The sequence below is a fragment of the Pseudomaricurvus sp. genome (assembly GCF_965662505.1).
GTDB lineage: Bacteria > Pseudomonadota > Gammaproteobacteria > Pseudomonadales > Cellvibrionaceae > Pseudomaricurvus.
In genome coordinates, this window is record NZ_CBFIHX010000063.1 from 1 (window position 1) to 21,459 (window position 21,459).

Below are 21,459 nucleotides of genomic sequence, written 5' to 3' on the forward strand. Positions count from 1 at the left end.
CTCTGCCGGTACTGCAGTTACCGGATCATCGATCGTTTCGCTGTGAAACGGCCTCTCACCCAAATGACTTGCCGGATTATCAGATTCTCACAGTGCACTATGCGGGTGCCGAAAAGTTGGCTCGCAGTTTGTGTGAGTCCTCAGCAATGGCTCTGCACTACGGTGGTGTCAATATTCAATGGTTACCGCGAGCTGATCTGACGGCGAAGCATATTGTGGAAGAGCGTTTTGATCTTTTCTGGAGTCGAGACCAGCGGGTTCAGGGACTGGTGCCACGTTTTAACCAGTATTACGAATCGATATTTGAGCTGCCTCACTACCAGGTGCTGTGGTTTAGCCGACAGGAAATTCCGTCGCTGACACCGGAGTATTTCTATCAGCGTTCCATCGGCTTGCTGGAAGATATGGAAAGCTACTCCCACTTTTTAATGCCGCTTAACCAGCTGAAAACACTGGGTGTGGATGTTTCGCGTCTGAAGATTACCTACTTTCCCAATTATTATCTGTTGCAGCAGGCCTTTTGGAATGGGGACGTGGATCTGATCAGTGATGGTGCTTGGTTGCAGTCCAATGCTGGTGACCGTTCACTCTACAGTCAGCTGATTGACGATCATGCGGCCATGGGGCGCTGGTATGTGCGCCGCAACCGGCCTGACGGTATTGATTGTGACCTGTTGCAAGGATTGCAGAACTACTCCGGGCAGTTGCAATCGATCTCAGAGGGTAGCTTATCAGCGCAAGCGTCGCCCTCCGCAAAGGAACCGGTAGCAGCGGAGACCTGTAAATGAAGGCGTTAATGAATGCTTGCAGTCAGCGACTGGTGCAGTGGCTGTTGTTATTTGGATTGTGTGTGCTGGTGGGCTACGGCCAACAACAATACAGCCGTCTGCAGCAGATTGAAACGGCCCTGAGTCAGCAGTTGCCAGCGCGGGTGCGGGAAACCTTTAGCGACCTCTACAGCAATGACGATCCGGAACCGTTAATTGTCTCGCGCATCAATGAGGATTTGGCTCGATCCGGATCTCAGGAGCGAGTACAGGCCTGTGTGATCGAGCTAATCGCGCTCAACAGTCCGGACAATCAGGCGTGGTGGCCTTTCGGCCAACAGCTGGCCATCAGCTGGCAATGGGATGAGCGTCAGTATCGCTCTCTGTTGTCGGTGGGATGTCAGACACAGATGCCTCAGCTACTGGGTACGGGATTGTTGTTGTCACTGGGATTGATGGGGCTTATCTGTCTGCTGCCGGGGCCGATCAGTGCCGCACGACAGCAGTGGATGTCGCGTTTGTTGCAGGAAGGCAGCAGCTTGGTACAGGGCTATGCGGTTACCTCGGAAGTGGATCGTCTCAACCCGGCACAGCAACAGTCGTTGTGGACACTGGTGGATTCAGAGGTTTGCACTGCCCGCCAGGCACTGGTGTCCTTCAGTCCGCTGTTGTTGTCAGACCTCAGTGAAGATCAGCTGGATTGGTTGCAGGTGGGCTTACGCCAGAGCAATGGCAATTTCGAAACGGCTCTGCAGGTAGCTCGCAGTGAAAATCGTCTGGTGTTCGATATCGTGGGTGGAGGATTAACCGTGCATGGTGTGCCGCTGTCTCTGCCGCGAACGCCCTACTTTTATTATCTGTGGTACGCCAGCCTCCGTTTGCAAACGGAGGGAGCCGAAAATGGCTGGACGATCAATCCGTCCGTGCAACGACCGGATCATCAGGCGGCAGAGCAATTGATTGAGTGGATGGAACAAGCCGACGGTCATCGCAAGGCCATCAACGACCTCAAGCAGAATGGGTTACGGGCCAAAACTCTGGATCAAAACCGCAACAAAATCAAAGAGGAACTGGTTTCACTGTTGGGCGAAACCCTTGCAGCGCCTTTCCTTTTTGAAACAGAAAGGGATCCCAAAACCGGTCGATCTCGTTATCGATTGGCGCTTCCGGCGTCGAAAATAGAGATTCGAGAGACGTCAGAAAGCGTCAAAAGATAAACAAAGACGTAAAAAAATTCATAAAAAATACCAAATAAAACAACAAGTTAAGTTTTAGAGATATCTAATTTATTACTGCCGCATCCCTGTCACAGAACTGACATCGAGTTGATTGAGTATCCCCTGCCAACAGCGTTTCTCACTTAATAAATTTGATGATTTTAGAGGACAGTTCGATGGCGGTATTTAAACAACAACCACTGGCGGGAGCGATTGCACTGGTATTGGGGTGTGCAACAGCTACGACTGCTTTGGCTCAAACAGAAGAGTCGTCACCGGTATTTGAAGAAGTCACCGTATTGGCCTCGCCAATCCGCGACAGCCAGAGAGCAGCCATTGATGCCAAGCGCATGGCTGACAACTACGTGGATGTGATTTCCGCGGATACTATTGGTCGCTTTCCAGATCAGAACCTGGCTGATGCGTTGGCGCGGGTTCCAGGTCTGGCGGTAGAGCGGGATCAGGGACAGGCTCGCTATGTCAACTTTCGTGGCGCTCCCTTCCGCTACACCGCGCTGGCGATTGACGGCATGCAAATTCCCGGTGCCGAAAACGGCCGTGTGCCACGGTTCGACAGTTTTCCTGCGGTCATCACCAGTCGTATTGAAGCAAACAAGGCCATCACACCGGCCATGCCCGGCGAAGCTATCGCCGGTTATATCAATATCGAAACCTTTGATCCGTTTGCCAAAGAAGGTTTGGGGTTGTCGATGGATATCGGCAGCGGTGAACAGCAAATGGGCGGTGGAGATGTGGAGACCCGCAGTTTGCGTCTGTCCTGGTCTGGAGAGAATTTGGGGTTAATGGTCTACGGCTCGAAAGACAGCCGCGAGCAGATCACCGACAACCGCGAACTGAATCTTGCCACTGGTGCGGGTGGTGAATTGATGGTTAATGAGATGGAGTTTCGCAGTTATGAAGTGGAGCGGGAAAATGAAGCCTACGGTGGACACCTTGAGTACCGTTTTGATGATGGCCTGAGTCGTTTGTTTGTCTCCAGTTTGTACAGTGAATTTGTCGATCATGAGCAGCGTAATCAATACGCGTTTGATCTCGCCGGTGGAGCCGGTGCTATCGGTGGAGCAATAAACCCCGGTGATTCAGGGTATCAACCTTTAGTCTTGGTACAGCGTTGGTTGCAAGACGGTGAGTACAGTAACTCCACTGATTCACAAACACTGGGACTGGATCTGCAACTGGAGTCCTGGCTGCTGGAAGCTCGCTACAATCACACAGAAACAGAGAACAATATGCTGTTGCCGATCGTGATGAGTGCCGGTGGCACCGCGGCGGCAGACTACGATCTGAGTGATCTGGAAGATCCGGCAATGAGCCTCTATGACGGATTCACAACTAATCCTTTGGATTTGGCTGACATTAGCTACTCCACCAATTTGGGCATGCCTCTCTCTTCGGAGCTGTTGGTTGAGTCCGATCAGTTCAAGCTCGATGCCAGTCGTGAGCTGAGTTTTCTGGGGCACGATCATAAACTTCAACTGGGTCTGCTCTACGATCAGCGCGAGTCTTCAGGCTACGCTTTATCGATGCAAAGAGGACCTTTCCCATCGACTATCGATGTCGACAGCTTTGATACCGGTGAAGCATGGGAGTCGGATTTCGGCAATGGTATCGGCGGCAGCTACTTTGATAACGCCGGTCTGCTGGCAGCATGGGAAGCCGCTGCTGGAAAAGTGACAGGTTCTCCGGCTGATGATCAGATTGTGAATATCGACGAGGACATTACCTCTCTCTATGTTATGAACACCACTGAGTTTGATTGGGGTAATCTGGTGTACGGCGTGCGCGTTGAGAACACTGATTACTCATCCACCGGTCCGGAGGCCAACTACTCCGACAGTTTTACCAATGTGCTACCCAGTGCGCATATTAATTACAACATGACAGACAATCAGAAACTTCGACTGTCCTTCAATACCGGTATTAGCCGCCCTACGTACAATGAGTGGCGGGCGGCCGCTGCCGCAAATCCATTGTCAGAGACCATTAGTGGCGGTAACCCGACTCTGGAAGAGGAAAAATCCTGGGGTATGGATGCGTCTTATGAATGGTATCTGGGCGACAGCAGTTTGGTGGCTGTGGGAGCTTACTACCGCTCCATCGACAAGGTCATCTACGATGCCATTTCCACCATTGATGCCGGGCTTTATTACGCACCAGCAGCGGGTGAGCAGTGGGATTACGTCGGTACAGTGAATGGCAAGGACGGTGAGCTGAAAGGTGTCGAACTGAACGTGATTGCGCAAGCGGGTGATGTGTTTGGACTCGATGCGGATAACCCGCTGGGTGGGTTTGGTTTCAGTGGTAATGTCAGTGCCCTCGACAGTGAATTTGAAACCCTTGAAGGCGAAAAATTCAGTCTGCCGGGCACCTCGGATTTGGTGTACAACGCTTCCATGTATTACGAGTGGGATGGTTTTTCCATTCGCCTGAATTACCAGTACCGTGATGATTGGATGACCGCCACTGAATCTGCAGGCATGGCAGAATACTGGGCCCCTCAGGAACGACTGGATATGTCCATGCGTTACGCTCTGCCCTTTGATCTTTACGGTGCGGAAGTGTCGCTTTACCTGAACGCCAATAACCTCACGGATGCCGTCGATGTGCGTTACACCGGCAGTGAGGAGACACCCAACCAAGTCGAGCGCTACGGTCGCCGTTATATGGCTGGTGTACGCGTCAGCTTCTGATGACTTGATCCCACTCTATTCTGCCCCCCATTGGGGGGGGATATTCAAAGACAACGATGGACAAACCAATGACAGCAATTACTTCGACCTCTCATTTAAAACGCCTCGGCCTGGCCGGCAGTGTCTTTATGGCTGTAGCCCTGTCTGCCTGCAGCACCTCGACACCGAACAACATTGATCAGCTCAGGGTCACCTTCGATGAGCAAAGCCAGACCTACGATTTGAACTGGCAGGCCAGTGATCCAGCTCAACCAGTGACCATTGAAGTGGCGAGCTCTGAAGCGCCGGACAACTTCAGCACTCTAGCCGACGGCTGGGCCGAAAACAGCTATCAGTGGAAAGTGGAAGATGGTGAAAAGCGCCGTTACTTTAAAGTGGTCCCCGAACAGGGACAGGCAGCGGAGTCCGCTGCGCGCTGGTTACCTTTGGAAGGCGGCCGCAACTTCCGCGATCTGGGTGGTTATATTACCGAAGACGGTCAACAGGTGCGTTGGGGCAAGTTGTTTCGTTCTGGTGCCATGACGGAACTTACTGATCAGGATTACAAAGTTCTGGAGACGTTTGATATTGCCACCGTTGTGGACTTCCGCACTCTGGAAGAGCGTCAAAATGAGCCGACGCGATGGCAGAATGCCAACACGGAAATCCTCAGTTGGGAATACCATATGGACATGGGAGCTAATGGTGCCTTTGGGCAGATCTTTCGTCAGCCTGATCTGAGTGCCGCCAAGGTTGAAGGTGCGATGGCAAGCATGTATCCGGGGCTCCTTGAAACTCAGAAGCCTCACTACCAGGCCATGTTTGAGCGTCTGGTGAAAAGTGACGACGGATTGGTGTTTAACTGCACAGCGGGTAAGGATCGCACCGGGATTGCCGGTGCATTAATCCTGACGGCTCTGGGTGTGGATGAACAAACCGTTGTCAAAGATTTTATGCTCAGCGATACCTATTATCAGCAACACCCAATGACGTTTTCTGCTCCCCATGGAGAAGAAGAGATGGATGAAAAACAAAAGGCCATGATGGCCATGTTTATGCGTCTGCCACCAGAAGTGCTTCAACCGATCATGGGCGTTAAAGAGTCTTATATCCGAGCCGCGTTTGACAGCATGGAGCAGCAATCCGGATCGGTGATGGCATACATTCAGCAAGAACTGAATGTGGACGATCAGGATTTACAGAAACTGCGTCAGAACTTCTTGGAGCAGCCTCAAGGCTGATTCTGGCAAGCGGCAACGAATCTCACACATCCCCGGATTCGTCGCCGTCTGGCTCTCTGCTCGGATTGAGCCTTTCCCTTCTGCAGTGGTTTGTCGCCGCTGCTTTTTTGTACATCCGTTTTTGCACTCCCTTTTTTACCTCCTTCTTTCATTTTCTTGCGGTTTTGTTGTTTGAGGCTGCTTTCCGGACTTAAAGCCTATTTTCCATGCATTGACGTTAGATAATCCGGTGTTTTGTGGAAAGTACGGGATTAATAACTATTCTCTCTCTGTAGCTGATGTGAAATAACAAACACTCAACCTATTGCTCGATGATGTTGAAAATGGGCACTTAAAGTGTCAGTGACCATCGCTTTTAGAGCTGAAGTTCAATGGAGAGAACCTGCATGACGAAGACCACAAATACTGCGCGTACGGGCCGTGTACGGCGATCTGCCCGAGGGACGAAGAGCCTGTTGGCGGGACTCATGATGGGCTTGTTGGCCAACAGTGCTTCCGCTGAGGAGGCGCACAATGCCGCGGCTCAGGCCAACAACCCTTTGGCGAATATGAAGTCGTTCAGTTTTCAGAACTATTTTATAGGCGAGTTGACCGAGTCCGAAGAATCCGCCAACCAGTTCTGGATGCGTTACGCCCAGCCTTTCTCCATTGGCGAAAGTAACTGGCTGCTGCGGGCTTCCCTGCCGGTGTATACCCTGCCTGTTGACGCGGCAGGCACCAAGGATAGCGGCCTCAGTGATCTCAATGTGTTTGCCTCTTACCTGTTTGATACGGGCAATCCCGGTGTCAGTTTTGGTGTCGGGCCGCTGTTAACCGCACCCACTGCCAGTGAAGATGAGCTGGGCAGTGAGAAGTGGTCCGGGGGTTTTGCAAATGTGTTGTTTAATGCCACTTCGCCCAAATTTCAGTACGGCTATCTGTTGACCTGGCAACACAGTTTTGCCGGTGATGATGATCGGGACGACGTTAATGCGGCGGTCTTCCAGCCTTTTGCGTTTTATCAGCTGGGTGGTGGCACCTATCTACGGTCAGTGCCTTCCTGGTTGTATAACTTTGAAAACGACAGCTACAGTGTGCCTTTGGGATTGGGTATTGGTCAGGTGATCAAACAAGGCAAAACTGTTTACAACATTTATGTGGAGCCTCAGGTGTCTGTGGCCGATGACGGCCCTAACCAACCAGACTGGCAGATCTTCTTTGGTTTTAATATCCAACTGATGGATTAACTCGGATAGATCGGAGCAATTATGAATTGGCGCAATGCACTGGTTTTGAGTGGTTCGGGATTGTTTGTGTTGGGCATGTCTGCCCAGGCGACAGCCGGTGGTCTGTGGTTAAACGAATACGGTGACTTTTCCAGTGGCCGTGCCTCTGCCGGTGCCGCAGCCGGTGTGGACGACGCTTCCACCATGTTACACAACCCCGCCAGTATGACTCGAGTGAAAGGTGGTCAGTTGACGGTGACCGCCGCGGCGTTACAACCATCGCTAAAATTTTCGCAGGACAGCGACCCGGCACTGGGACCTGGCGGTGGTAATGGCGGAGATGCCGGCGTGTTCTCACCCACCGGTGGTGTGTTCTATGTCGGCGATCTGGACAGCGAGCGCTGGGACATCGGCATTTACTTCAGCGGTCTGGCGGGATCGGGTCTCGAATACGACGACGACTGGGTGGGACGTTATCAAGCGACTGAGAGTAGCCTGATGATTGCCGCTCTGGCGCCGACAATTGCTTATCGTGTTACCGATAAACTCTCCATTGGTGCGTCGATGCAGATGATTGCGGCGTCTCTGAACATGAAGTTGCGCACGCCGGCGCTATTGCCCAATGGCACTGATGGTCGCGTCTCACTGGATGGTACCGATGTCAGTGGCGGTTATACCCTCGGAGTGTTGTATGAACTCTCGGCCAACACCCGCATCGGAATCAATTACCAAAGTGAACTGGATCCGGATTTTTCCGGTGATCTGACGCTGGAGAACATCAACCGCTCCGTGGCGACCAATACCGAACTGAGTATGGCGCAAAAAGTTCGTCTGGGCGTTCACCATGAATTGAATGAAAAGTTATCGCTGGAGTTTACCCTTGGCTGGGACGACTGGAGTGCCTTCGATCAGGTGTTTGTCTCCACACAAAATGTCAGTGGTGGTCTGGAAAAAAACTCCCGTGATACCACCCACACCGCTCTGGGGTTTCAATACCGCTTCAGCAATCAATGGAAAATGACCGGTGGTTTATCTTATGACACCAACCCGATGAATTCGCTGTATCGCACCGCCGATTTACCGCTGGATCGTCAGGTCAAGGTAGCCGCCGGTGTTGAGTATCAACCCGATGAGAGCTGGAAGCTGTCGGCTTACGCCAACTACACGGACTTGGGTAACGCGAAAATTGACGCGGGAAGCTGGTCCGGCGAGTACGACACCGATGCGATTTATCAGTTAGGTTTTAGTGCCAGCTGGATGTACTAAAGAAAATGTACTGAATGGAAGCTTTGATGACAATTATTGCTAAAAGATCGCGTGCAATTTTAGCCTGCAGTGTATGGATGGGTGTCTTAATAGGTCTATTGACGGCGTGTGATCAGAAGGAAGTTGACTCTCAAGAAGAGAACAAACTGAATCGTGCAAATCCGGCGGCGGTGTACTGTGTGGATCAGGGAGGAGAGTACATATTGGAAACTGGAATGTGTGAGTTGCCCAGTGGTGAATCTATAACTGCCTGGGATCTCTATCGCAACAGCCAAAACCCATGATCATAGTCCTGTCATGATAATCCCCGTGTCTGTTTTACGTCGTACTTCAGGTCTGTTGGCGAGTATGGCCATGTTTATGGTGGTGCCGGCAGTATCCGCTGAAGGCTTTGTTCAGAATCAGGTCGAGGCGTTCAAAAACAGCGACATCATCTTTGAAAAAAGCCAGTCCAATGTGCCCTTCGTACCTCTGGCGTTTATGGAAGTGAGCACTTATGGCGACGCTCAGGTGGATACTTCAGCCCGGGGAAGCGAGCTGGAATACGACGTCAATATGGTCAGTCAGGGGGCGGCCATGCCGTTTTTGCTCAACGAACGCTCGGCGGTTTTGGTGGGCGAGTACCTGAGTTACGCCCGCTTTGATGTCCACAATAGCGGTTCTGCGCCACAAAACCCCGGTCTTTTGGATGATCAGTTTTCCGTGACTTCTGTGGGCTTGCCCCTGGGCTGGATGTATCAAAATAACGATCAGTGGCAAACCATGGCGTTTGTCATGCCCATGACCCACGAGTCCTCTCTACCCAACGCAGATCGAAGTTGGCAGTACCTGATGGGCGCCTTTGCCCGTTACCTTGCCAGTGACGATGTCTGGTGGATTTACGGCGTCTATGCCGATTTGGCTGAGGGCGACGATTTTATCGTGCCGTATATTGGCGCCTACTGGGAAATTGACGAGCGCTGGTCGCTGTCGGCCGTGATGCCCTGGCCTTCCATTACCTACGCATCCAGCCCTGACTGGTTTGTGCGTTTTGGCGTGTCCCCTTCCAGCGCATCATGGTCGATTGATCCCACGGGCGGCAATGCAGCCGTTAACTACGACGCCTGGGATTTTGGCATCTCCTATGAACACCGAGTGTGGGACAAGGTGTGGTTACACATTGAAGGCGGCGTGGGTGGGTTTCGCGGCTTGCGCATCGAAAACGATCAACTGGAAGATTCCGATATTACTGTAGGAAGCAGTCCCTACCTTTCTTTTCAAATCAATTACCGGCCGTCTTTGAATTAAGGCCTTTAATGTAAAAGTCTTTAATTCAAAAAGTATTTAGCTTAAAAACCTTTAGTTTAAAAAAAACAGTAGCCTAAAAACCTTTGCCCTTGAAGTTAAGAGAAAAATTATGAAACACCCGTATGCGTTCGCATTGCTGTTGGGATTGGTAAGTTCATCGGCCTCGGCGTCTTTTTTCGAAGAGTATATGACCGATCCTGAAGACGGTAAGCTGGACGCTAGCCGCTACCTGTCCGAAGTGCCGCTGGGCTTTTTACCCGTGCCCAGCATTATCACCGAACCTGCAGTGGGTTACGGTTTGGCGGTGGCAGGTATTTTTTTTCATGAGTCGGAAGAGCAGCGCAAGCAACGCACGTCCGGAAAGGCGTTGCTACCGAACAACATCACCATTATCGGTGGTGGCGGGACAGAAAATGGTACCTGGGGTAGCGGTCTGGGTCACATTGGTTTTTGGCGTGACGATACGATTCGCTATAAAGGTTTTTTGATGTACGGATCAATCAACCTCGATTTTTATTCACTGGACAGTGTTGAGTTACCCAGGGCCGTTGAGTTGGAAATGGACGGTCCCTTTGTATTTCAAAAACTGACGTTTCGGATTCCCGACTCACATTTTTTTGTGGGCGGCCTGCAACTGTATCGCAAGGTGGAATTGGGTTTGGGGGAGTCCTATGAGTTTCCCAGCAGGCTCGACCCGGTAAAAGACTTTCTGCAAGACAACATTCAAAACGACGTGACCACCTCGGGGTTGGGTTTTACGGTTGAGTACGACACTCTCAATAACCCTCTCAACCCCGAAAAAGGCTTTTCCTACAGTGCCAACTATATTCGTTTTGATGAAGCGATTGGCAGCGATGTGGAATACGACAACTACCGATTTGTAGGGCTCAATTACTGGCAGCTGAATGACAAGTTTAATTTAGGTATCAGAATGCAGCTGGATGTGGTGGATGCCGATGACGGTGAGCGTTTGCCGCCTTACGTTCCCCCCTTTGTGGATTTACGCGGTGTGCCCAAATCCCGCTACCAGGCCGAGGCCGCTGGCGAAGCCGAGATACAACTGGACTATAAACTGGATACTCGCTGGAAGTTAAGTACCTTTACTGGCATGGGGCGTGCGGCGGATAAAGTCAGTGACTTCAGTGATGCGGAAAATGTCTACAGCTATGGCGTGGGTTTTCGCTATTTGATTGCCCGCCGCTATGGGTTTTCCATGGGCGTTGATATTGCCCGAGGCCCCGAGGAAACTGCTTTTTATATTCAGGCGGGTTCGACCTGGTAGACCGAGTGTTCAAACAGCGCACACAAAAAAGGCCACGGAATATCCATGGCCTTTTTCTTTAAAGGATGCACCCTGTTGAGGTTGGGGCAAGCGCTTTTGATTATGGAGTCTGAATGGTTGTCGCAGCTTCCATATTATCCAGCCCTTCGGCTAATTGTTTTGACCAGCGGGTTAGAACACGGTCCGCGTCGGATTTATTGGTGACGCTGTTGCTCCAGGTCAGGTAGTTATCATCAAAATCTCTGACTCGATCAACGACCCGAGCGATGATGGCATTACTGGCGCTGTCTGCCGCTTCCAGATACAGAGTCATTTCCCCGGCTGAGGTGGTGTAGGTGCGGCTGATACCGGCAGTTTGCACATCCGGTGCGTTGATATCCAGATTGATGATGGAGGGTTTCAACAGCAGGGTGGGTTCACCGGTATCCACCGCGTCCACCACTTTGTACTTGGAGCTACTGGCCAGCTGTTTGCTGAAATGCTCCTGACAGGCTTTACCGAGATTGGTTTTGATTTTATCCACATCCTTTTGCGTGACCCGATTGTTCAAACTGAGACGGTTAGAATTTTGATCGCGCATCCAGTTCTTGCGGAATGAGACTTCGCAGCTTTCTACTTTCACGGTCTTATACTCGGATAAATCCACACCGGGCTTCAGATAAACGGTACCAAATTTAGAGTCGGGTACCAGATTCAGACCATCAAACGACACCGGCGGCGCTTGTGTGGTGGTGCAACCGGTCAGCGCGACTGACAATAACAAGGCTGAAACGAGTGTTCCCTTGAGTGAAAAGTGAAGATTCATGGGTTTTTCCTTAGACATGGTTGTGACTGTTCATCAATAAGGTTTAGACGTAACCGTCTGAAAACGCAATTTTGCGACCCGGGGTGGTTCATGATTTAGGATGAAATTGGGCACTGCGTGAGCGAAACCCCGGTCATTGGCAGATTCATCGGGTTTTGTCGGGTGTGAGTATCCGTAAACTGAGGTAAACGGATGGGTAGCACCGTTAATACCTCATATAAGACATCAAGGATGATGATATGTTCTTTAAAAGACGCCCTCTGATAGCGGTAATTCTTCTCTGTGTTCAGCTTTTACTTTGCGCTGTCACACAGGCCGATTCTCCTGATCTGCTGCTGGCTCGTTCCTATCAATCCGGTATCGACGTACAGGAATTCTGGGTCAGTGAAAAATACGATGGCTTTCGGGCTTACTGGGATGGCAAGCAGTTGATCACGCGTCAGGGTAATGTGTATGCGGCGCCGCTCTGGTTTACGGAACACTTTCCGAAAACGCCCATGGATGGTGAGTTGTGGGTGGGACGACAGGGATTCGAAACCGTAGCGTCCATCGTACGACAGAAAACACCGCACGATGGCTGGCGACGGGTCATTTATAAGGTGTTTGACCTACCGGCGGCAGCCGGTTCTTTTGATCAGCGTCTGCCATTGCTTCAAACCATCATTGCCGAGGCTGAGGTTCCCTGGTTGCAAGCGGTGGAACAGTGGCGTGTTGCCAGTGAAGAAGAGCTCTATCAGCAGCTGGAGACGATAGTCACTGAGGGGGCGGAAGGTCTAATGCTGCACCGCGGTAACTCTCTATATCGTGCCGGTCGTCATGACGACTTAATCAAACTCAAACAGAGTCAGGATGCCGAGGCCAGTGTGGTGGGGTATCGACCCGGTAAGGGCAAGTACACCGGCATGATGGGCGCCTTGGTGGTTGAAATGCCCAGTGGTCAGCGGTTTCGCATTGGTTCCGGTTTCAGTGATCAGGAGCGGCGCGAGCCTCCGCCGATTGGCAGTGTGATTACCTACCAGTACAACGGTTTGACGCAGCGGGGGATACCCCGCTTTGCCCGTTTTCTGAGAGTCAGGGTCGATTGAGTATGGCTTAGTTGCGAGAGACTTATTTGATCAAACGAATCGCGTAGGGGACGCGGAACGTCTCGCCTTTTTGCGTGCCGACAATCCCGAGTATGCAAAAGATCAAATGCACCAATCCCAATATGGGAAACAGGAACAGGCCAATCACCAGAAAACTCAGGAAAAACGCGATGCAGTAGCCGAACAACAGGGTAATGGACCAGTTGAGCGCTTCTTTGGATTGATCCTGAACGTAATCGTCTTCTTTCTGCACCAAATACAAAATCAGACCCGGCAGAAACCCCAGAAAAATGGTTCCGACCCAGTTGAGCACGGCCAGGTTTTTGGAGTCCTGAGGCACTGCGGCCATTTGCCCTCCCGTACTTTCAAATGTATTTCCAGTGGCAGATCCAGAAGACGTTCCAGAAGCCGTGTTGGAGGAAGTTTTCGGGGTGGGTTCCGGGGGTGTGGTGCGCTTTACGGGTTCTGGCGCGTCTTTGGACGATTCATTGTCAGGAGTGTCGTTCATATCAAGTTCCTTCTAATAGTCAGTCGTGTAGTGGTCAGTCGTTGAGTGATCAAGCCTGCCTTGAGTCTAGCAGCTCTCAGCTTAACATCCTTGTTTTTGAACTGGATATAGATACAGTGTTTGTGTAAGGTAAGCCCTTTGAATGATCAGAGTTGATCTTCTGGCTGAACACGTAAAGAGCGCTGACCCTGCTTGAGCTTGAACAAATGATCCTGCAACTTGGAGCCTTTGCGTTGGGCGACGCCAATGGCCAGTACATCAATGACGACCAGATGGGCAATGCGCGATGACAGCGGTGTGTAGATCTCGATGCCCTCTTCCACATCCACCACGATGGGGATGGTGGCGTTTTGAATCACCGGCGTGTTACTCGGAGCCAGAGCAATCACTATACCGCCGGCTTGCTTGACCATCTCCATGGAGTCCAGCAGTGCCTTGGTGCGGCCACTCTGGGAGATAGCGATAATCACATCCCCGGGCTGCATGGACATGGCAGACATGTTCTGAATGTGGGGATCGGAGTGAGCGGCAGTGGCCAGTTGCAGGCGGAAAAACTTGTGCTGAGCATCGGCGGCCACCGCTCCGGAAGCGCCAAAACCGTAGAACTCGACACGGTTGGCGGCACAGATAGAGGTCACGGCGGCGTCCAGCAGGCCCGGGTCCAGGTCGTCACGGACTTGCAACAGGGTATCAATGGTGGAATCGAACACCTTGTGGGTAAAGTCGGCGATGGAGTCCTGATCGGTCACGGCGATCTGGCCAAAGCTGGGGCTCGAAGCCAGTTGCTGGGCCAGGTTGAGTTTGAAATCCTGAAAACCATCGCAACCGATGGCGCGGCAAAAGCGCACAACGGTGGGTTCACTGACCTCGGCTTCTCTGGCGAGATCGACGATGCGCATGTGAATGATTTCTGCGGGTTTGCGCAGAACCAGTTCGGCAACTTTACGTTCCGACTTACGCATGGTTTCCAGCGCCGTGCTGATGCGCATGGTGAGTTCGGCAGGCTTCACAGTCGTTGATTTCCCTGATGCTGTTGGTGAACCCCGATACTGGGCAAGGGTTTTTATCCGATGGCCATAGTATAAAAAATTATGTAGTAAACGCATCAACTTTCTGTAGTTTTGCTACATATCCACATTAATCACAGGCCTTAGTCTGGATGAATAAGACCTAAGTCACTCATTTATGAGGGGTTTTAAGGTCTTCTCGGAGGTTTCCTGAGGGTTTATCTGGGCTTTTTTGTGGCCTTTCTTGGTAGAATGCCGGTATGGACGTATCCCCAATACTTGAAAATTTAAACGATGCCCAGCGCCAGGCGGTGACTGCGGCTCCCACCAATCAGTTGATCCTTGCGGGTGCCGGCAGTGGCAAAACCCGGGTGCTGGTGCACCGTATCGCCTGGCTGATCCAGGTGGAGCAGGTGTCTCCCTTTTCCATTCTGTCGGTGACCTTTACCAATAAGGCGGCGCGGGAAATGCGCGGTCGCATTGAAGAGCTGCTCGGTCTCAGCCCGCGGGGCATGTGGGTGGGCACCTTCCACGGCATTGCCCACCGCCTGCTCAAGGCGCACTGGAAAGAAGCCGGTCTGCCACAGAACTTCCAGATTCTAGACAGTGACGATCAGTTGCGACTGATTAAACGGATTTCCCAGCAGTTGGGTCTGGACGACAAACAGTGGCCGCCGCGCCAGTCACAGTGGTTTATTAACGCTCAAAAAGATGAAGGTCTGCGGCCGGATTACATTCAGGAGACCGGCGACCCCTACATCACCACCATGATTCGCATCTACCGCGAGTACGAAGACGCCTGCCGTCGCGGTGGGATGGTGGATTTTGGTGAGTTGCTGTTGCGCTCCCACGAGCTGTGGCTCAACTCCCCCGCCCTGCTGGCGCACTATCAGGAGCGTTTCCCCTTTATTCTGGTGGACGAATTTCAGGATACCAACACCATCCAGTACGCCTGGTTGCGAGTGCTGGCGGGCAAACAGTGCAAGGTGACTGCCGTGGGCGATGACGACCAGTCCATTTACGGCTGGCGCGGCGCCAAGATTGAAAACATCCAGCGCTACGAAGACGATTTTGCCGATACCGAAGTGGTGCGACTGGAACAGAACTACCGCTCCACCTCGACGATTCTCGACGCCGCCAATGCGGTGATTGAAAACAATCAGGGACGCTTGGGTAAAACCCTGCGCACCGACGGCGAAAAGGGCGAGCTGATTAATCTGTATTCGGCCTTTAACGAGCAGGATGAAGCCCGATACATTGTCGATCGCATTGAAAACTGGGTGCGCGATGGCAACCGCCGCAGCGACAGTGCGATTCTCTACCGTTCCAACGCCCAGTCGCGGGTGCTGGAAGAAGCGTTATTGCGCGAAGGTGTGCCCTACCGTATCTACGGTGGTCAGCGATTCTATGAACGTCTGGAAATCCGCAACGCGCTGGCGTACTTGCGGTTGATGGCCAGTCGTCAGGACGACGCTGCATTTGAGCGGGTGATTAACACGCCGACCCGAGGCATCGGCGGCAAGACTGTGGATCAAATCCGGCTGTTTGCCCGCGAGCAGGGCTGCTCCCTGTGGGAGGCGTCGGAGCAACTGGTGGCCAACAAGGGGCTGACGGCACGTGCTCTGAATGCTGTGCACAGCTTTGTCCTGCTGGTGAACGAATTGCACGAGATCAACGTCGACAAGGCGCTGGGTGAATCTGTTGAGCATGTGATTCACCACTCCGGCTTGTACGAATTTCACAAACTGGAGAAAGGTGAAAAAGGCCTCGCCCGCATCGAAAACCTTGAAGAGCTGGTCAACGCCTGTCGGGCTTTTGTGAACGACGATCCCGAGGCGCCGGAGCTGAATGCGTTTCTGGATACCGCCGCGCTGGATGCCGGTGATGCCCAGGCTGATGAGCACGACGATGCGGTGCAACTGATGACGCTGCACTCGGCCAAAGGTCTGGAGTTTCCGCTGGTGTTTCTGGCGGGTGCGGAAGAAAACCTATTTCCCCATCGGATGTCGGCGGAAGATCCGACGCGGTTGGAGGAAGAGCGCCGTCTCTGTTACGTGGGCATCACCCGGGCGATGGAGCAGCTGGTCATCACCTACGCCGAAACCCGTCGTATGCACGGGCAGGAAAATTTCAATTCCATCTCCCGTTTTGTGAAAGAGATTCCCTCCGAATTGATTGCCGAAGTGCGGGTGAAAAATACCATCAGCCGGCCGATCAGTTTTCAGCGTCCGGCGGTCAGACCTCGACTCAGTGACGAGGGGGAAGAGACCGGTTTCTATTTGGGTCAACGGGTAAAACACGCCATCTTTGGGGAGGGTGTGATTCTGCATTTTGAAGGGGATGGTGCCAGCGCGAGGGTGCAAGTGAACTTTCAGGATGAAGGCTCCAAGTGGCTGGTGCTGAAATTCGCCAAACTGGAAGCCATGAGTTGATATGTTGCACGATGACGGCTTTTTGAGCGCACCATAAAAAATAACAATGAAAAAATAAAAACGGAAACAAACCATGAGTGACACGCAATCTGGCCGCCGTCAGGTGGTGATTATCCTCGGGCTGGTAGCCCTGGTCGTCCTACTGTTCTGGCTGCTGGTCGCCAGCAAGCTGGGGGGCGCTGCCACCAGCGGTCGTACCGGCAATCTTGACCGCGGTCATCAGGAAACCTTTCACTGGAAACTGGTGACCACCTGGCCGAAAAACTTTCCCGGTTTGGGCTCTGCCGCGACCAACTTTTCCCGCCTGGTGGATGAGATGAGTCAGGGGCGTTTAACTGTCAGTGTGTACGGTGCTGGCGAGCTGGTGCCGGCGCTGGGAGTATTTGATGCGGTGTCTTCCGGCAGTGTGGAAGCCGGTCATGGAGCGGCTTATTACTGGAAGGGCAAAAATACTGCGACCCAGATGTTTACCGCCATTCCGTTTGGTATGAATGCTCAGGAAATGAACGGCTGGCTTCACTACGGCGACGGCTTAAAGTTGTGGCGGGAAATCTACGCGCCCTTCAATCTGATCCCTTTTGCGGCGGGTAATACCGGTATTCAAATGGCCGGTTGGTTCAATAAGGAGCTCAATACCTTCGACGACATCAAGGGCTTAAAAATGCGCATCCCGGGGCTGGGCGGCGAAGTCTGGAGCCGTGCCGGCGGTTCGGCGGTGAATATTCCCGGCGGTGAGCTCTACACGGCCCTGCAAACTGGCGTGATCGACGCCACGGAATGGGTGGGCCCCTACAACGATCTGGCGTTTGGGTTTTATCAGGTGGCGGATTACTACTATTACCCCGGCTGGCACGAAACCGGCTCGACGCTGGAACTGATCGTCAACAAAGACGCTTACAAAGCCCTGCCGAAAGACTTGCAGGCGATTGTGGAAACCGCCGCGCGCATGGCCAATCAGGACATGCTGGATGAGTTTACCGGCCGCAACAACACCGCTCTGCAGGAGTTGATTCACAAGCACAACGTCGATGTGCGACAGATCCCCAAACCGGTGCTGAATAAGCTGCGGGCCATCTCCGATCAGATCTACCAAGAGGAATCGGCGAAAAACCCCGATTTCAAGCGAGTCTATGATTCTTACAAAGCCTTTCAAGATGGCGTTTCGGAATATCACAAAGTGTCCGAAGAGGCTTATTATAAGATGATGGACTGACCTTCTGTTGTGAAGGGCCGGCCTGTCTGCGCTATAAAGCGCGGAGCTATGAAGAGTACAAGGCTATGAAGGTTCTGCATCTTATTCGTCACGCCAAGTCCAGTTGGGATAACCCCGACTGGGCGGATATCAAAAGACCCCTCAACCCCCGCGGGCTGGAATCCTGTCAGATTATGGCACCCGAGATTGCCCGCTATTGCGACTTCCCTGAGGTGTTCTGCAGCCCGGCGGTGCGTGCCCAGTCCACCCTTCAAGGTTTCAAAGAAGTTCTGCCTGAGTTGTCGGATTGGACCACAGACGAAGCGCTGTACACGTTCAGCAGTTGGGATTTGCTGGAGTGGTGTCGGCAGCTGGATGAAAGTCTGGAACAGGTCACTGTGGTGGGCCATAACCCGGCGCTAACGGATTTGTGCAACGAAGTGGGCGATCAGCCTATCGATAATATTCCCACCTGCGGGTATGTAAAACTGCAGACTGTTTGCAGCCAATGGCGGGAGTTGTCCGCCGGCTCGGCGAAAGTTGCGGCTTTTCTCTATCCGAAAAAGTTTCGCTAGAAGCTGGTTGGCCGGCCGTAAAAAAAGGGTGCCAGGCACCCTTTTCTCAGACAGTGATGACAGCTTCGGTCTAACGATTTTGCTGAATAGACCGGGTGCGACCGTTGTCATCAATGGCAACATAGACAAACGTGCCTTCTGTCACCTTGTAACGCTCACCGGTTTCAGCGGCGTAGAGCCAGACATCCACCATGATGCGGATGGAAGAGCGGCCGATTTCCAGAATCTCTGCGTAACAGCTGATGGTTGAGCCTACCGGTACCGGGCGCAAAAACGCCATACTGCCTGCGGCTACTGTGGTGACTCGACCTCTGGCAATCGCAGCAGCTTTGATCGAACCCGCCAAATCCATCTGCGACATAAGCCAGCCGCCGAAGATATCGCCGTTGGGGTTGGTATCCGCCGGCATGGCAAGCGTTTGCAGCGTCAGCTCGCCGGTGGGAATTGGATCTTCATCCATGTCGTTATAATCATCGTTCATTAATCATCAACCTCAATCTAGTCATGAATGCATGTGGCCTGGCAGCCAGGTTACCAATTGCGGCCAGAGGGCAAGACACAGCATCAGCGCCAATTGGAGCACAATAAATGGCACAACGCCACGATAGATGGCCGATGTGGGCACATTGTCTGGCGCAACTCCCCGTAAATAAAACAATGCAAAGCCAAACGGCGGTGTCAGGAACGATGTCTGCAGGTTAAGGGCGATCATAATGCCCAGCCAAACCGGGTCCAGCCCCATGGCCAGCAGTACCGGCCCGACGATGGGTACCACCACAAATGTGATCTCGATAAAGTCGAGAATAAAGCCCAACAGAAAGATCACCAGCATCACAATCAGGGTTGCCGACAGCACCCCGCCAGGCAGGGTATTGAAAAAGTCAGTGATCATTTCCTCACCGCCAAAGCCACGGAATACGAGAGAAAAAATGGAGGCACCGAGAAGAATGGTAAACACCATGGCGGTGATTTCAGTGGTGGAGCGGGCAATCTCGGACAACTTCTGACGGTTGAGCTGGCGTTTCTGCCAGGCCAGCAATGTGGCCCCCAGAGCACCAACACCGGCAGCTTCCGTGGGGGTGGCGGCACCACTGATGATGGAACCCAGTACCAGAATGATCAGCAACACCGGCGGGAACAGGCTCACCAGCAGATCGCGAGTGGAGACTGTCACCTCCTCCTCAGCCTGCCCACTGGGTGCCTGATCCGGGTGTCTCATGGACATAAACAAAAGATAGAGGATGTACAGCACCACCAGCAGGAAGCCGGGCACGATGGCGCCAACAAACAGATCGCCGACGGACACCGGTTGCGGATTGAAGATGCCCATCTTCAATTGCGCCTGCTGATAGGCACTTGAAAGCACGTCCCCCAGTAGCACCAGAGCGATGGACGGCGGAATAATCTGCCCGAGGGTACCGGTGGCGCAAATGGTGCCGGTGGCCAGTTCGGGGCTGTAACCGCGCTTGAGCATGGCCGGCAGGGACATCAGCCCCATGGTCACTACGGTGGCGCCGACGATTCCGGTGCAGGCCGCCAGCAACATCCCCACTAACACCACCGAGATGCCCATACCGGCGGGCATGCGACCGCAGAGGCGCGACATATTGTTCAGTAATTCTTCCGCCAGCTGGGAGCGTTCCAGCATGACTCCCATCAGCACAAACAGGGGCACAGCGATGAGCGTGTAGTTGTTCATGGTGCCAAAGATGCGATCGGGCATGGCGCGCAGCAGATTGGCGTCAAAATGACCGGTAAGTATGCCGATGCCGGCACAGGTCAGAGCAGTACCCGCGAGCGTGAAGGCGACGTTGTAGCCCATCATCAGGCACAGGCAGACCAGCAGGAACATCAGCAGAGGCAATATCTCAATTAGCATGAGGTGCCTCCTGTGTTTCTGAGTCAGTCGGTTTGTCAGCAGCAGATGTCAAAAGCAACAGACTGCGTAACACTTCGCCGACACCCTGCAGGGCAATCAGAAAAGCGGCCAGGGGAATCAAACTCTTGAGCAAAAACACTGCGGGAATACCGCCAGAGCTGGCTGAGCTCTCCTTCACGGCCCAGGCGTTCAGTACAAAGTCCCAGCTGATAAACAGAATAAACAGACACACTGGCAGCAAAAACATCAGGCTGCCCAGGGCGTTGATCCAGGCCTGCTGATGGCTGCCCAGGCGGCGATAGAATATATCCACTCGCACATGGCCGTCTTGTTTGAGGGTATAGGCGATGCCCAAAAGGAACACCGTGGCGTGAAGATAGGTCAGGGATTCTTGCAGGGCGATGGAGCCCATGGAAAAACCGTAGCGCAGTACCACAATCCAGCAGGTTAGTACCATCATGGCCAGTACCAGCCAGGCGATTAATTTGCCGGTGGCCAAAGCAAAACGGTCTATGGTGGCGACGGCAGTCTTTACGTGAGCCCTTACTGATGAAGGCATCCAAACAACCCCAAGAATGAAATGTTTTAGTTATAAGTTGTGTTTTATTTATAAACTGTATTTTTATAAAAACAGCGACGCAGAGTATACCTGAAGGCGGGACAAGCCCGAAATAGCGGGGAAAAGACGCCGAAACAAGGCTTTGAGTGACGATTGTAACAATAGTGTCATATTACATTCATAGAATTGTCACCATGAATACCTAGCATCATCTCCGGTGCAAAAGTCAGGGCAACTAACGATTCCAAGCCCAATACAGACCCTTAGGAGAAAATAGTGAAAAAGACACTTATGATTGCAACCGTAGCGGCTACAGCTGCTATGAGTGCACAGTTTGCCAGTGCTGCTCGTGACTATATCAGCATTGTTGGTTCTTCAACCGTATACCCTTTCGCCACCGTTGTGGCTGAGCGTTTTGGCCGCAGCAGCGGTTTTACCACGCCAAAAATCGAGTCTACCGGT

At 52.6% G+C, this 21,459-nt stretch carries 19 protein-coding genes and 1 pseudogene; 14 read left to right on the forward strand and 6 right to left on the reverse strand.

The window, feature by feature from the left end:
- The 9 genes from ACTG33_RS10065 to ACTG33_RS10105 form a co-directional block, all read left to right on the forward strand.
- A partial coding sequence (locus tag ACTG33_RS10065; RefSeq protein WP_439135084.1) for a hypothetical protein occupies positions 1 to 788 on the forward strand: 788 nt, incomplete at its 5' end.
- The gene (locus ACTG33_RS10070; protein WP_439135085.1) at positions 785 to 1,984 is read left to right on the forward strand and encodes a hypothetical protein; all 1,200 of its coding nucleotides are present in this window, start codon (positions 785 to 787) and stop codon (positions 1,982 to 1,984) included. The genes ACTG33_RS10065 and ACTG33_RS10070, both read left to right, overlap by 4 nt.
- Positions 1,985 to 2,160: 176 nt before the next feature.
- Positions 2,161 to 4,695: a TonB-dependent receptor gene (locus tag ACTG33_RS10075; RefSeq protein WP_439135086.1), complete on the forward strand. Its 2,535-nt coding sequence runs from the start codon at positions 2,161 to 2,163 to the stop codon at positions 4,693 to 4,695.
- Between the two features lie 68 nt (positions 4,696 to 4,763).
- Entirely contained in the window at positions 4,764 to 5,915 is a 1,152-nt protein-coding gene (locus ACTG33_RS10080) for a tyrosine-protein phosphatase (RefSeq protein ID WP_439135087.1), read from the forward strand.
- 386 nt (positions 5,916 to 6,301) lie between these two features.
- Complete coding sequence (locus tag ACTG33_RS10085) at positions 6,302 to 7,141, forward strand: hypothetical protein (RefSeq protein WP_439135088.1); 840 nt, start codon at positions 6,302 to 6,304, stop codon at positions 7,139 to 7,141.
- Positions 7,142 to 7,162: 21 nt separating this feature from the next.
- On the forward strand, positions 7,163 to 8,386 hold the full coding sequence (locus ACTG33_RS10090) for an OmpP1/FadL family transporter (protein WP_439135089.1): 1,224 nt from the start codon (positions 7,163 to 7,165) through the stop codon (positions 8,384 to 8,386).
- Between the two features lie 14 nt (positions 8,387 to 8,400).
- On the forward strand, positions 8,401 to 8,670 hold the full coding sequence (locus tag ACTG33_RS10095) for a putative hemolysin (protein WP_439135090.1): 270 nt from the start codon (positions 8,401 to 8,403) through the stop codon (positions 8,668 to 8,670).
- 25 nt (positions 8,671 to 8,695) lie between these two features.
- Positions 8,696 to 9,673, forward strand: a complete 978-nt coding sequence (locus tag ACTG33_RS10100) for a hypothetical protein (RefSeq protein ID WP_439135091.1) — start codon at positions 8,696 to 8,698, stop codon at positions 9,671 to 9,673.
- 109 nt (positions 9,674 to 9,782) lie between these two features.
- Positions 9,783 to 10,955 (forward strand): BamA/TamA family outer membrane protein, encoded by a 1,173-nt coding sequence (locus ACTG33_RS10105; RefSeq protein ID WP_439135092.1) that lies wholly within the window; start codon positions 9,783 to 9,785, stop codon positions 10,953 to 10,955.
- A gap of 100 nt (positions 10,956 to 11,055) precedes the next feature.
- Here ACTG33_RS10105 and ACTG33_RS10110 read toward each other — a convergent pair whose 3' ends face one another.
- Complete coding sequence (locus ACTG33_RS10110) at positions 11,056 to 11,760, reverse strand: DUF3313 family protein (protein WP_439135093.1); 705 nt, start codon at positions 11,758 to 11,760, stop codon at positions 11,056 to 11,058.
- 239 nt (positions 11,761 to 11,999) lie between these two features.
- Here ACTG33_RS10110 and ACTG33_RS10115 point away from each other — a divergent pair, with 239 nt between their 5' ends.
- On the forward strand, positions 12,000 to 12,845 hold the full coding sequence (locus ACTG33_RS10115) for a DNA ligase (protein WP_439135094.1): 846 nt from the start codon (positions 12,000 to 12,002) through the stop codon (positions 12,843 to 12,845).
- A 22-nt stretch (positions 12,846 to 12,867) separates the two neighbouring features.
- Here the strand turns inward: ACTG33_RS10115 and ACTG33_RS10120 are convergent, their stop codons facing one another.
- Together ACTG33_RS10120 and ACTG33_RS10125 are read right to left on the reverse strand one after the other, a co-directional pair.
- Positions 12,868 to 13,353: a DUF4870 domain-containing protein gene (locus tag ACTG33_RS10120; protein WP_439135095.1), complete on the reverse strand. Its 486-nt coding sequence runs from the start codon at positions 13,351 to 13,353 to the stop codon at positions 12,868 to 12,870.
- Between the two features lie 146 nt (positions 13,354 to 13,499).
- Positions 13,500 to 14,363 (reverse strand): SIS domain-containing protein, encoded by an 864-nt coding sequence (locus ACTG33_RS10125; protein WP_439135096.1) that lies wholly within the window; start codon positions 14,361 to 14,363, stop codon positions 13,500 to 13,502.
- A gap of 257 nt (positions 14,364 to 14,620) precedes the next feature.
- On the opposite strand from ACTG33_RS10125, the gene uvrD reads away from it, so the two are divergent.
- The 3 genes from uvrD to ACTG33_RS10140 all read left to right on the forward strand — a co-directional run bounded on the left by uvrD (position 14,621) and on the right by ACTG33_RS10140 (position 18,559).
- Complete coding sequence (gene uvrD / locus ACTG33_RS10130) at positions 14,621 to 16,792, forward strand: DNA helicase II (protein ID WP_439135097.1); 2,172 nt, start codon at positions 14,621 to 14,623, stop codon at positions 16,790 to 16,792.
- Between the two features lie 73 nt (positions 16,793 to 16,865).
- Positions 16,866 to 18,005 (forward strand): TRAP transporter substrate-binding protein, encoded by a 1,140-nt coding sequence (locus ACTG33_RS10135; protein WP_439135098.1) that lies wholly within the window; start codon positions 16,866 to 16,868, stop codon positions 18,003 to 18,005.
- Between the two features lie 65 nt (positions 18,006 to 18,070).
- Positions 18,071 to 18,559, forward strand: a complete 489-nt coding sequence (locus ACTG33_RS10140; RefSeq protein WP_439135099.1) for a SixA phosphatase family protein — start codon at positions 18,071 to 18,073, stop codon at positions 18,557 to 18,559.
- Between the two features lie 70 nt (positions 18,560 to 18,629).
- Here the strand turns inward: ACTG33_RS10140 and ACTG33_RS10145 are convergent, their stop codons facing one another.
- Genes ACTG33_RS10145 through ACTG33_RS10155 form a run of 3 tightly spaced genes read right to left on the reverse strand, consistent with a single transcriptional unit; the run spans position 18,630 to position 20,997 of the window.
- A complete protein-coding gene (locus ACTG33_RS10145) occupies positions 18,630 to 19,040 on the reverse strand; it encodes an acyl-CoA thioesterase (RefSeq protein WP_233709875.1) in 411 nt (136 codons plus the stop codon).
- Positions 19,041 to 19,061: 21 nt separating this feature from the next.
- The gene (locus ACTG33_RS10150; RefSeq protein ID WP_439135100.1) at positions 19,062 to 20,438 is read right to left on the reverse strand and encodes a TRAP transporter large permease; all 1,377 of its coding nucleotides are present in this window, start codon (positions 20,436 to 20,438) and stop codon (positions 19,062 to 19,064) included.
- Complete coding sequence (locus ACTG33_RS10155) at positions 20,428 to 20,997, reverse strand: TRAP transporter small permease subunit (protein ID WP_439135101.1); 570 nt, start codon at positions 20,995 to 20,997, stop codon at positions 20,428 to 20,430. Before ACTG33_RS10155 ends, ACTG33_RS10150 begins: the two co-directional genes overlap by 11 nt.
- Positions 20,998 to 21,288: 291 nt before the next feature.
- Between ACTG33_RS10155 and ACTG33_RS10160 the strand changes: the two are divergent.
- Positions 21,289 to 21,459, forward strand: a pseudogene (locus ACTG33_RS10160) (phosphate ABC transporter substrate-binding protein); the annotation flags it as partial.